Source organism: Pseudoalteromonas byunsanensis, assembly GCF_001854475.1.
Lineage (GTDB): Bacteria > Pseudomonadota > Gammaproteobacteria > Enterobacterales > Alteromonadaceae > Pseudoalteromonas > Pseudoalteromonas byunsanensis.
In genome coordinates this window covers 25,571-38,951 of the sequence record NZ_MNAN01000026.1, presented here as the reverse complement: position 1 = coordinate 38,951, position 13,381 = coordinate 25,571, and the positions used below count along the sequence as shown (strand labels likewise).

3 protein-coding genes are annotated in these 13,381 nt (G+C 43.4%); all 3 read right to left on the bottom strand.

Going from position 1 to position 13,381, the window contains the following annotated elements:
* Window position 1: 1 nt before the first annotated feature.
* Window positions 2-10,030 carry a hybrid non-ribosomal peptide synthetase/type I polyketide synthase gene (locus BIW53_RS03935; RefSeq protein WP_070990515.1) on the bottom strand — a complete coding sequence of 3,343 codons (10,029 nt, stop codon included), beginning with the start codon at window positions 10,028-10,030 and terminating at the stop codon, window positions 2-4.
* Between the two features lie 887 nt (window positions 10,031-10,917).
* Window positions 10,918-11,703, bottom strand: coding sequence for a sporulation protein (locus BIW53_RS03930; protein ID WP_070990514.1), 786 nt, complete (start codon window positions 11,701-11,703; stop codon window positions 10,918-10,920).
* Between the two features lie 176 nt (window positions 11,704-11,879).
* Window positions 11,880-13,349 (bottom strand): metallophosphoesterase, encoded by a 1,470-nt coding sequence (locus BIW53_RS03925; RefSeq protein ID WP_070990513.1) that lies wholly within the window; start codon window positions 13,347-13,349, stop codon window positions 11,880-11,882.
* Window positions 13,350-13,381: the final 32 nt, after the last annotated feature.

Genomic DNA, 13,381 nt, shown 5'->3' with positions numbered 1-13,381 from the left:
ATTACAAGTCCATCTCCGTCATGGATTGATCTGCTAACACACCACTGATATCACGGCCACTGACCACATTGCTAACTTGCTTTACATCAGGCGCCGCACATGCTGCTTTAGCTGTAAACAAGTCGTCGATACGCTGGGCCAGTTGAAATACACTTGGGTAATCGAATACATCCGCAACAGTTATGCGAACCCCAAATGCAGTATTGATGCTAGATACTAATTGCATTGCCAGAACGGAGTTACCGCCACCATCAAAAAAGCTTTGCGTAGTACTGAACTTTTCACACTGCAAAATGAGTAAATAGCATTGTAATAGCGTCTCTTCGCTTGGCGTTTGTGGCAATCGCATCTCACAATCCCGCGGCTGTTGAGGTTTCAAATCTGGTAATGCCTTGGTATCTAACTTACCATTAGCCGTTGTAGGCCAATGCTCTAGCCAGCAAAGGTGATCAGGTAACATGTAACTTGGTAAGTACTGTGCTAGCTGTTGGCGTAACATTGGTAATGTCCAATGGGAGTAGCGCTGCTCAAAGTCTAAACAATATGCACATAGCGCGTTATGACCATTGCTTTGAGATATGATCAGTACCTTGACGTAAGAACACCCCACTATCTGTGAAATATGGTATTCAATTTCACCTAACTCGATACGATGGCCGTTTAGTTTGACCTGTTGGTCGAGCCGCCCTTGCAGCTCAATACGACCGTCTGCCAAACGCCTTGCTCTATCACCAGTTTTATAGACTCGTTGTTGCAACTGTGAAGTAAACTCGTGATTGACAAAACGTTCGTCGGTTAGTGCCTCTCTATTAAGATAGCCTTTGGCAACTCCTGCACCACCAATCCATAGCTCCCCCCAAACCCCTACAGGCAAAGGTAAAGCGAGGCTCTGTGCTTGCTCATCCATTACCAAAAGACTGGTGTTTGCGATACCATCACCAATGCTGATTTGCTGTTCATCGGTAATGTGACTGAGCGCCGACCAAATCGTAGTTTCAGTTGGACCATACATGTTCCAAAGCTCACCTCCATTAACCAGAACTTGACTCGCAAGAACTTGGTCTAAAGGCTCACCACCACATAGAACTTTAAGCCCATTAACACAGCTTGGTTGGGTGTTAAGTAATAGTCGCCATAGAGTTGGCGTGGCCTGCATGATGGAAATATCAGCGCTTTTAATAAGCGCAGCTATGGCGTGTGGATCACTGCAAACCTGCTCATTAGCAATAACCGTAGTCGCGCCAACCGTTAATGGCAAAAACAGCTCTAACATTGCTATATCAAATGCGATAGTCGTGATAGCAAGTAACTTATCATCAACACTGATCCCAGGTTCTACTTGCATTGCTCTGAGAAAATTTCCAAGCCCACCATGGCTAATTTCAACGCCTTTAGGGCGACCCGTGGAACCCGAAGTGTAGATAACGTATGCGCTATGTTCAGAAGTTATTTCCACCGAGCATGTTGTACTACTTTGTGCCGCTATCTCTTGTTGATCATTGTCAATATCTACTATCGTGTAACCACTTTGCAAAGCAATACCACTGTCTTCACTTTGGCTGTCACATATCAACATCGCCACATTGGCATCATCGAGAATATCTTTAATGCGTGACTCTGGGTAAGCCAAATCTAATGGCAGGTACGCCGCGCCGAGTCTCATTACCGCCAACAAGGTGATGAGTAATTCATTACGTCTTGGCAGCGCTATAGCTATTAACTGCCCTTCACAAACCCCTTTGTCAGCCAGGTATCTGGCCATTTGACTGACTCGTTCATCAAGCTCTTGATAACTCAGGCTTAGCTGTTCACTTTGCAACGCGATATGTTCTGGGTAACGCTTTACAGCTTCGTCAAAATCGCTGACAACAGTTGCGTTAATAGGCTGCTCATGCTGACCTTTTTGCAGTGGTGCAAGTAGCACACTATGGTATTGTTGCTTGCCAAGTAATGAGCATGCTCTGCTGGACAATGCATCACTACTTTGTAATTCACCTAGCAATAACATCAGGCTTTGCACATGATGCTCAACCATGTCACGCCCGAATTTGCCTTTATTAAACTCAACTTGCAAAGACCATTGCTGCTCAATACAGACAAGGTTACAACTGAACTCAAATTGGCCATACTGCGCTGAACTATTTGTATCCTCTGTGGTTAGCCCTGCAAAATCAGGCAAACTCTGAACCTTATCTAAGTTAAACAAGGTCGCTGGTAAATTTACTTCTTGCTGTGTTAACGCCGAATACGGGTAATGTTGGTGCTCAAAGGCATCAAGCAACTGAGTTTGTACTGCTTTGACCAACATTGCCACATCTTGACACGCACCTACGTTTACTGTGATAGGTAAAATATTGGTGCAGTATCCAACAAGCCCTTGATCTAACACCGCTGAATCATAACTCTGCGCGAGCAGCTGCCTGTCTGAGACGGGAATGGCCACTGCTATCACTGTCTCTCGACTGAGCTTATGCAGCCACAGCATGTATATGGCGAGCAAAGTTGCAAATTGACCACATCCTTGTTGTTGAGCCAAAGTAGTAAGGTTACTGATGGCATTACTGTCAATCTCATACTTCAAGCTATCTACTTCATAGCTTACTGCTTTATTGCTGGTAGCACTCTTTGGCAAAGACACACTCGCGCAACCTGCTAGTTGATTGAGCCAATATTGTTCGTCCACTGTAAAGCGCGGCGATGCGCGATAGCTATCTAGTGCGTTGACATAATCACAAAAGTGCACAAATTGCTGCGCGGTTTCTGTAGAGCGTTGACAATAAAACTGTGCAACGCTCTCAAGCAGCTGTGCCATAGCTATGCCATCAAATAAAACATGATGAGCCACAATACTCAGGTAATGAGTATCCTCATCAATAACTATCAATACGAAACGACATAAGCTATTGAGCTCATAGTTAAACGGTCTATAACGTAATATTTGCAGCTGATTTTGAATGGTATCGCCACTTTCAAGTTCAATAACCTCTAGTGGCAGCACTACATCTAGTAGTTTTTGGTGGCAAAGCTTGTCAGTATTTAAGCCATAATTTAGCATTGGGATGCTGCGACACACTTTCTCTACGGCATCTTGAAGGCGCTCTTTGTCCAGCGCTCCTTGGAGCTTCACCGTTGCCTGTAGATGATATGCTTTTGCCCCCTCTTCACTGCGAAGTGCTAAAGCCAGTAACTGCTGTTGTGCTTGGGTGAGAGCAAATTGTTCAACCTGTGTCGCAATGTCTGCTACAACAGGTCCAAAATATCCCGCTTGCTGCAAGGCCAGTACGCTGTCTATTACCGCTTGGATGATGGCCTCAACATCTGCATCACTGTGCGCATCACTCAAGAAGCAGTTACGTCCTTCCCAAATAAATACACCGCGATTAAGCATTTCGTAGAAGAATACATCCAAGTTCTGGTTAAACCTAAAACGGAATAAAGATGCAAACGACTCAACGCTGATAGGAATCTTATGAGATTCAAAAAACGCATTAAGCGTTTGCTTTAAATACGTGGTTTTTGCACTGATCTGCTCCTGACACTGTTCGCCACGTTTTTTAATCTCTTTTAGTACAGCTTTCGCACTGGCCATCGCTAATGGGTGTTTACAGAATGTGCCCGCAAAAAACGTGGTATCTACTTGTGGATATGATTGATCACCATATTGCCATACCCCGCCATCAATACAATCAAGATATTGAGCACTACCAGCAACCACGCCGATGGGCATGCCTCCACCAACTATCTTGCCATAGGTTGCCATATCAGCCTGAATACCCAATAAGGCCTGTACCCCACCTGGGTGTGCCCTAAATCCGGTAATCATTTCATCGAAAATTAATGCAATGCCGAGCTCCTTGGTCAGCGCTCGCAACTGATGTAAAAACTCCCAAGGCTGTAACTCAGGGTGACGACTCTGTACAGGTTCGACTAATACTGCCGCTATTGAATCCGCTTGAGCTCGAATAGTTTCTAAAGCTTGATCACAGCCATAATCCAGTACCAAATTATCAGCAATCGCACCATGGCGCACACCAGAACACATTGGCTCAACATCATCTCCAGTTGGCGTTGGATGAGCAAGAGTGCCATCATAATGGCCGTGATACGCGCCATTAAACTGTACTATTTTATCTCGTTTACTATGCGTACGAGCTAGACGAACGGCGGTCATAACCGCTTCGGTCCCAGAGTTACAAAATGTTACGCGTTCTAGCCCCGTAAGCTCAGTGATCAACTGGGCTACATCACACGCTAACGGGCTCGCTAACCCCAGTTGCAGACCAGAGTCAATCTGTTCGTACAAAGCCTGCGTGATAAACTCAGGTTTGTGGCCAAACAAGTTAACGCCAAAGTCCATGGTAATATCAATATATTCATTGTCATCGATATCCCAAATACGCGCACCTTCGCAACGTTTCGCAAATACGGGATAAAGCATCTCTTTGCTGGATAATCTAAATCCCGCAGAAGCACGACAGTCTGCCAAGTGTGCGCGATTCTCGGCGACAAGCTCTTTAGAACTTAATGTTTTATCACAATAGCTCTTTGCTAGCTGAGCTTGATAACGCTTGCTTTGTTCATTACCTTGTTGAGTGCTTAGCTGTTTTGACTGAAACCCAGGTAGAACACTCGCCTTTTGCGCCAATTCAGTAGAGGCGATACGAGAGACCCTAGATTGTACGACAGATAAATTTGCGCTTTGAACTGCGCTTGAAGGTTGTTGCTTGACTACCAAGCCTTGTAACATTTGTAGTTGTCTTGCGCTCACCGCATCCACACTTAACCTTGCCTGCTCAGTGGTGACACTTGCCGCAGCTTGTAATTGTTCTTTACAAATTGCCGTTAATACTTGTTCATTCACAGCATGAACAGCATTATTGCTTGATACGATGGCACTGTGTTTAGGTTGCTCAGTGATATCGGTCGGTGACGGTAACGTTACTGGTGCTGTTTGATAGTTACTATGACGCTCAATATAATCCACTAAGCGCTCTACGGTACTCAGCTCCTCATAAAACTGCCGTACACTGAACTCAAGCGCAAACTCTTTTTCATATGTTCTAACCGCCTGCATGATCATCAATGAGTCAACACCCATTTCTAACAATGGCTGGCGAACCTCAATGTCCGACGCCGCAATAGATAACAATGATGAAAGCGTATTAAGTACAAACCCGCTAATTGCCTCGTGGCGTGACTGATCAGAACCTTGAGGCTGCACATCCGTTTCAATAGAATCGAGGTTGGATGCGTCTCCCACAACCCAAAACCTTGATTTCGCGAAAGGGTAATTTGGCAGAGGTTGCCTTTGTATATCGCTAGATGGATATATTGCGGGCCAATTAACCTCAATACCAAGCTCAAAAGCGCGGGCGATTGCCGCTGCATAGCGCTCAAAACCATCACCTTTGGGATGTAAAACTGCTATAAATTCACAGTTAGCTCTTGGCAGGTTTTCCTGAACGATGGTACTGAGCACTGGCTTCGGTCCCATCTCAACTACACAGAAATAATCAAGCGATGCTAAATGAGTTAACGTCTGAGCAAATCGCACAGGTTTGGTGATCTGATCAACCCAGTAGTCTGGCTGACATAATGCCTCTTGCTCTGGTTGCCCTGATACGCTTGATATGAATTCGTAACATGGCAATCCATATTCTATCGTTTCAGCCACAGCTTTAAACTCGGCAAGCATAGGCTGCATCAATGGCGAATGAAATGCACGAGCTGTGTTCAATGCCTTATATTTTATGGTGCGCTGAGTTAATTGCTCACAAATGTGTTTTATAGCCTCATCGCCCCCAGAGAACACGACACCACTTTCCCCGTGATACGCTGAGATAGCGGCTTCAGCTGTGAAAGGTTCAATAAGTTCTTGGGCCAATGATTCAGCGCAACGGGCTGACACCATAGTACCTGTCGCTTCAAGCTGCTCCATGAGCACCGCGCGCGCAGCGATTAGTTTAATCGCATCTTTTAGAGAAAATACCCCTGCTATACATGCAGCTGCATACTCACCCACACTATGACCTATTAGCTTATCTGGTATCATCCCTAAGCTTACCCAAAGCTTACAGAGCGCGTATTCAATGGCGAAAATAGTCACCTGCGTCCACTTGGTTTGATGCAATAATTCACACGCTTCATCGGCATACAATACATCCAACAAGCGCGGCTCTAGTTTATCAGCCAGAAGTGCATCACATTGCTCAATCGCCTCTTTAAAAACAGGTTGTGTATCATAAAGGGCTTTACCCATTGCGTAATACTGAGCGCCTTGCCCGGTAAACAAAAATACCTGCTCGGGCTTAGTGGCTGGCTCTTTAAACGTCTGATGGTTTCCCTTTTTTAGATTTTCAAGCAATTGCGAACGCGACGTTGCGTGCACAGCGCCCCTAAAGCCCTTGATGAAAGGTCTATGAGCGACGGTATGCACCAAAGCATCAAATTGCTCATCACTGAGCAGACTTATCCTTTGAGCGTATTGGTCTATTAACTTTAGAAGTGATGCTTCAGACTTAGCCGATAGCGGCAAAATATATGGTGTGTTTGTTGCAAAAAGTTCTAATTTGACTGAACGCTCTAGGGGCGCTTCACTACAGATCACATGGGCATTTGTACCACCAAACCCGAATGAACTTACCCCTGCCATTGCCGTTTTGCCTTGAATATCAGGCCAGTCTGTTAGTTCGCTTTTAACCGTCAGAGGCATTTTATCCCATGCAATATGAGGGTTTAATTGCTCTACATACCTTTGTCCTGGGAGCTGCTTATGTTGTAAACACAACAATGCTTTTATAAGCCCCGCGATACCGGCCCCCGACTCTAAGTGACCAATATTGGCTTTTGTAGAACCAAGCAATAGTGGCTGAGAAGTTGTTTTTTGCGCGCCATACGTTTTGTTTAATGCGGATACCTCAATTGGGTCACCAAGTTCTGTACCTGTACCATGAGTTTCAACATACTGGATGTCTTGCCCCGGCACTCCCGCATTAGCCAAAGCAGCATTGATCACTTTTTGCTGTGCACCACCATTTGGCGCGGTAAGACCATTGCTGCGACCATCCTGATTTACCGCACTGCCTTTGAGAACTCCATATATAGGATCATTATCGGCAAGAGCCTGAGCTAGAGGCTTTAACAGAATACTTCCCACACCTTCACTTCTGACATAACCATTCGCACTTTGTGAAAATGTTTTGCAATGACCATCCGCTGAGAGCATTTGCGCGCTCGCGCAGGCGTCCGTCACTTCATTACTTAAGATCAAATTTACACCTGACACCAAAGCCAAGGGGACCTCTTTAGTGCGAATTGCTTGCATTGCTTGATGTAAAGCAACGAGCGATGAAGAACACGCCGTATCAACAACCACGCTTGGGCCTGTAAAATTATAGGTATATGACAAACGGTTTGCAGCGATACTCAGCGCCGTACCTGTACCCAAATAAGGATTCTCTGACTGCAACTGCTGTGACAGCAAAAAGTAGTCATTTTGTGAGATACCAACGTACACCCCTACACTTTCACCAGCAAGCTCTTCGGGTCTATAGCCAGCGGCTTCAATTGTGTGATAAGTGGTTTCAAGTAATATTCTGTGTTGAGGATCAATAAATTTTGCTTCGGTTGCTGAGAGTGAGAACATCGCAGGATCAAAGCAATCTATATCATCTAGATAACCACCCATACGGTTTTCATTCAGTTGCTGGCACAAAGACAGGCGTTGCACACTTGGCGTGCTGATAGCATCAACCTTATTTACCAATAATTGCCAATAAGCACCAATGTCTTCAGCTTGTGGATAACGACATGCCATACCTATTACCGCAATGTCATTGTCTTGATGATTGGCTGCCACTTGCTTAAGTTGCTGTCTTGGTTGAGGCGCACTAACACCATCGCCAGTATCCTTAACTGACTCGATATTATCGCTTTTCACTCTGCCAGTAGTGTTTTTGAATGCCTGTTGTACCGACTCAAACTCACAAAGGTAATCAGTCAATTGTGCAATGCTAGGATGTTCATATAAAACAGTCGCTTCAAGCTCTATGTTGTGAATTTCCATTAGCTCACCGGAAATACGCACAGCTTTCATAGAGTCAATGCCCAGCGACTGAAAAGTTGCATCTACATCAAGAGCTTTCGCGTCTTTATCTACCTCGAACGCGATCACTTCTTTTAATATCTTTTGTACTGCATCACGCATTGTTTTATCAAAGCTAGACCCCGTGGGTTTAACGGAAGACGTGTTTGATTGTTTATGCTGATTGTCGCGGCTGCGTGCCACGGGCTCAAAGCAATTACTTAAATAATGACGTTTATTCTCTTGGCGCTGGATTTTACCGCTTGAGGTTTTTAATATTCTTCCGGGTTTGATCAGTACAAGCTCGTAAGGAGTTATACCATGCTGCTCTATAATCGCTTGGGTAACCCTTAAAAAGACCTGTTCTGCATTGAGCTTTCTCAATGCTGTGCGTTTAACTTGTTGCACAACAACCAGTCCTTCATCACCATTTTCGGTCGGTACTGAGAATGCCGCTCCCCCGTTATTATCCAGCGCATCATGTGCCTCTGTTACGGTAAGTTCGATATCCTGCGGGTAGTAATTTTTCCCTCTAAAAATCAAAACATCCTTGCAGCGCCCTGTCACATAAAGCTCTTCTTGATAGATAAAACCAAGATCACCGGTACGTAAGTATGGACCATCATGCTCTTTAGCAATGTAGGCATTAAAGGTTTCTTCTGTTGCCTGCTCATTTTGCCAATACCCTTTTGCGACACTGGCCCCCTTAACCCATATTTCACCAATGGTACCCTCGTCGCAGCGTTGCTTTGAGTTTGGATTAACAATTGCTATCGTATGGTTTTGCCAACTCACTCCGCACGATATGGCATGATATGACTGTTCATTGTCCAGCGCATCAAAATCATAAAACGGCTGTTCTTGTTGATATTGGGCGGCTAACACTGCTTTACCCTGATGCATTTGCTCAGCATTGAGCTTTAACACCTTGGTCAACTGTGACAGCCGTCCACCTGTGGCAAATAGAGTGGTTTCAGCCATACCATAGCAAGGAGAAATACTCTGGCGCGTTAAGCCACAGCGTTTGAATTTTTGATAGAAGCGTTCAAGTGTACTCGCTCTGACAGGCTCTGCACCATTGAGCGCACAGCGCCAGTTTGACAAATCCAGAGCTTCTAGTTCGTCGTCTTTGACGGTATCAACACACAAATCATAAGCAAAGTTGGGAGCACTGGAAGTCAGTGCTTTTGTTTCACTGAGCAATTTCAACCAGCGCAGTGGCTTTTGCAAAAAGTAAGTTGGGTTCATCAGCGCAGCAGGCGCGCCAATGTAGATAGGATGCATAATGCCAAAGATGAGGCCCATATCATGAAAGTGCGGAAGCCAACTAACAATTGCAGTGCTTTGGTCATGACCAAATGCCTGCTTCATCATTTCTTCATTATCAATGATGTTTGCGTGATCAACCATCACCCCTTTTGGATTGCCTGTTGAGCCAGAGGTGTACTGTAAAAAGGCCAGATCACTACTTTCAACATCAATATCTTGCCATGAAAGCGGCTCAAGAAGGTTACCGCCCCTTTCATCGGTTGTGTAAATAGGTAACGCTGTCAGGCTCGGTTCTGACTCAAAAAGTGGCCTTGCAATGTCGTTGATCCTAGCCGTCGTCAAAGCGCCAGCAGCACCCGCATCGACGATTATGCTGCGCAGTCTATCAATATTTTGATTCTTCTTTGGAGGATAAGCTGGAACTGCCACTACACCGGCATATAAACAAGCAAAGAAAGCTTCTACAAACTCAAAACCTGAGTTGTATAACAAAAGTGCACGGTCGCCCTTTTTAAAGTGCACTTTTAACTGTGATGCTATTTCTCTGGCATTTTGATCTAGCTGTGCGTAGGTAAGGGGTTTACTCGGTTGTTCATCTTCGAAGAAATATTGATATGCGATATCATCGCCACGCGTTTTAGCCAATGAAACTAAAGACGCCACTATGTTTGTATTCATTCCATGCCCATCTACGATAAGTACCGAGCTACCACATAGATCACCCTGTCAGCTACCAAGTGACATTAAATAATGGCAACACCGTACATTTACGACCTTACAATTGATAAAAATCAATTAATTTATTTAGATCAACAAATGAATTTATGCAAAACATCCATTGAATACTAATTAAGAATAACCAGAGAAAACCTATCCCCGATTAACTGCTCCTTGATACAACCACATCAATTAACACGGAAAACTCAGTGCTAATCACAATACTTGCTAAGCAGAAATCGTAAATCTCGTATCAAACACCTACGGCACTACAAACAATTTCAAAACAACTTAACGTCTGAAAATTACTTATTAGAACAGAATGTTATCACAACTCAAAAACTAATAAAGATAAAAATACAAAAATTTAACACCAAATTCACTTGAGCCCATCTTTTTTACCTGAATATAGTATTAAATCACTATGAGCAGGTAAATTACAGTGACTTACACACTGACTAACGTTGTCATCAGCAACCATCAAGTCATTTGTAAAAATAGTGGGATTTGCGTATATCTCTGTGTTTAGACGTTATTTTTAGAAAAGTGTAGTCTAACTATATTATTTTGCTTCGTTTATTTCACAGTTATGAATTTTTTAATATGGACCGCTTTCAGACTGACATTCTGAGCATAATTCATATCTGTGTGAGCAATTTTAGTTTTGAGGAACTCACTTTAGCCATGTAAGGCGAAGTGCGATGACTATTGTTTAGATGTGTGGTTGGTGTGAATACTACCGCTTTGTATTAATAGCTTGAATATCAAAAGTACTTGTTATTGATAAAGGAGGAGCCTTGGCCCACCGATTATCTCAGCAAGCCAAGTTACTTTGTTTGACGTTTTATTTAGCCCAAGTGCTGCTCTAAAAGATCGCTGATCATTCCCTCTAAATGAGCAAGATCACCTTCATTGATGACCAACCTCGCCTTAGACTCGTCCAGATCCATTGCTTCTTTAAAAAAGCCGACAAACCCTCTTGCCTTTCGATCTATTTCAAAAATGGCTTCCAGTTGTTCTCCTCTATTAAAGAAAACAAGCTCAACTTCATCGAAATGACCGTGAAATTTACCACATGTGGTCTTAAATTCTAATTCTTGTACGAATGGTAGATTCGAGAAAGATACCGAATCTATACCTTCACAATCAGACTCATAAAGCGTGAAACCCAACGCTTGTAAAGCATCTATAACCGCCTGCTGTAAGGCGTTAGGAACAACATACAAATAGTCTTTATCTGACTTATCAAGCGCCATGTCAATGTCTAGATTAGTCTCTAACCAAGTTTTTGAGTGACCAACAGTGATCGGAGCATCCTCTGCTAGTTCCAATACAAAGGGAAATTGCTTCTGTTCACCAGGCTCAATGGTAAATTTTTCGTCCAGCACAAAACGAGACAAAGTGTACTCTCTGACTTCGGTAACGACCTTGTCATCCTCCATTTCAACTTCAACGGTATAGTTACACACTACATCTAAGTCTATTTTGTTAATCTCTTGAGCGACACTACCGCCAACAACTTTGATAACACCTGTTAGTTCATCCCCGGGTGCAGCTTCGTTATTTTCTAATACTGCATCTATCTTCGCAGCGCCAATACCTACGCTACTTAAGACTTTTTTGAAAAACGACATACTATTCCTTCTATATTCAAAATATCGCATATGTGAGTTAGCTACTCATAAGCTATTGTCATACAACAAAGTTTAAAGTTCAACAACGTACGTTTTCAGCTCTCTATGTTTAAGCTTATCAGGTTGAAAAATTCAAATAGTTATTTCAACCATCATTGCACACTATTAGACTTTTATTATTCATCTACTTTATTGCACACTGAGCGCTGCTCATTTGTATTATCAAGGTTACAGGTAATAAATACTGTTCCTTGAGTATCAAAAAAACCACCATGCCATAACTTTGTTTTTGCTGTTTGTTCTAATGATAAATAACCAAATTTCCCTTGTGTATTGACTATTGCCTGCTGCGAATCGATATTGACTGACACACTTTCGTTATCACTGTTGTTGCTCAAACTGACCCCGCTATTGCCCACCACAATTTGTGGCGGTCTTGCGCTGTCTGGAAAAAATGTAAGCGACTGATAAATATGCATATGACCTGATAGCGATAGTGCTACCTGAGAAGGCAATACGCCAGACTTGGTTCTCGCCAATGCTGTTTGCAACTGCTTATTAAGCGTGTCTAACGGCGTGACGCTATTTAGACCCCATATCGGTCTATGTGTCATCATCCAAGTCGCATTATTCGAATTAGTAGCAAAAGTGTTTAGTTGCTCAAATTGTGCTGTATATTGAGCTGTTAGGTCGTTTGTTGCGAGTTCATCACACGCATTTGCAGAGTCAAACACCCACAAGTTCAAACCATCCAACTCCAAACCATAAGGCTTTATCATTGCAATATGTGACGCTGCGGTCTTTGGCGGATTAGTATAATCACCTTGATTTGGACAGACTTGCTGTGTAATTGAGTCATCAAATTGAGCCCCAGGTCCAAAAAAGTAAAACCACCCTACTCCTGCTCTTGAACATAACTCATGATTTCCTCTAGCAAACACCCAAGGTGCCGTTGCCATTAATTTTTTCGCAGGCTCGAAAAAGTCCACTTTCCAGTTTTCCCAGCTATCTGGTCTAGGACTATTTATTGCATTTTGACTGTAATAGGTGGTTTCTAATCCACATGTGGCTCCACCGTAACCTCCATCGCCAGCATCATAAGCATAAGTATTACCACTAATACTTCCCGAAGTACCACGGTAGTTAAAATCCCCCATATGCAATATTAAATCTTTGCTATTTTTTGAAGCTAAATCGGCAAGGGTTTTAAACGGCTCTGCGGGTGCGTCGTTACAGACCTTTTCCTTACATCCCGTATCACCAAATACTTGAATATGTTTAGGCGCAAGGGTGGTTTTAGCGAGACCTAACGTACTACCTTTAACTATGTAATGCTTATTTGGAGCTATTATTGCTTCACATACGGTAACAGGAAACAAAGTTTCATTGGGCCTAAAGCCTCGCATTGTTGTACGAATGAGCTCCCCGTCATCACTTTGTAACATTGGACACGAGTCATTATCAGTTACTATCTGAGGAAGAATGATCCGCCCATAAATTAGAGTCTGGCCAGTTTTACTAGGGGCTAGCATGGAATATGCCGCCAGTGGTTCTGTACTAGGTTGAGGTGCTTTTAGGCCGTTGTTACCTTGCTTAGCACAGCTTAGCAACAAAGAGGTGGTGATAAGTAGTATGGGTAATCGCATTGCAGCATTCCTTTAATAAAATCTCGTATAGA

Excerpts from the sequence above, each read along its gene's own strand:
- BIW53_RS03935 (WP_070990515.1), bottom strand. The coding sequence starts at position 10,030 with ATGAATACAAACATAGTGGCGTCTTTAGTTTCATTGGCTAAAACGCGT.
- BIW53_RS03930 (WP_070990514.1), bottom strand. The coding sequence starts at position 11,703 with ATGTCGTTTTTCAAAAAAGTCTTAAGTAGCGTAGGTATTGGCGCTGCG.
- BIW53_RS03925 (WP_070990513.1), bottom strand. The coding sequence starts at position 13,349 with ATGCGATTACCCATACTACTTATCACCACCTCTTTGTTGCTAAGCTGT.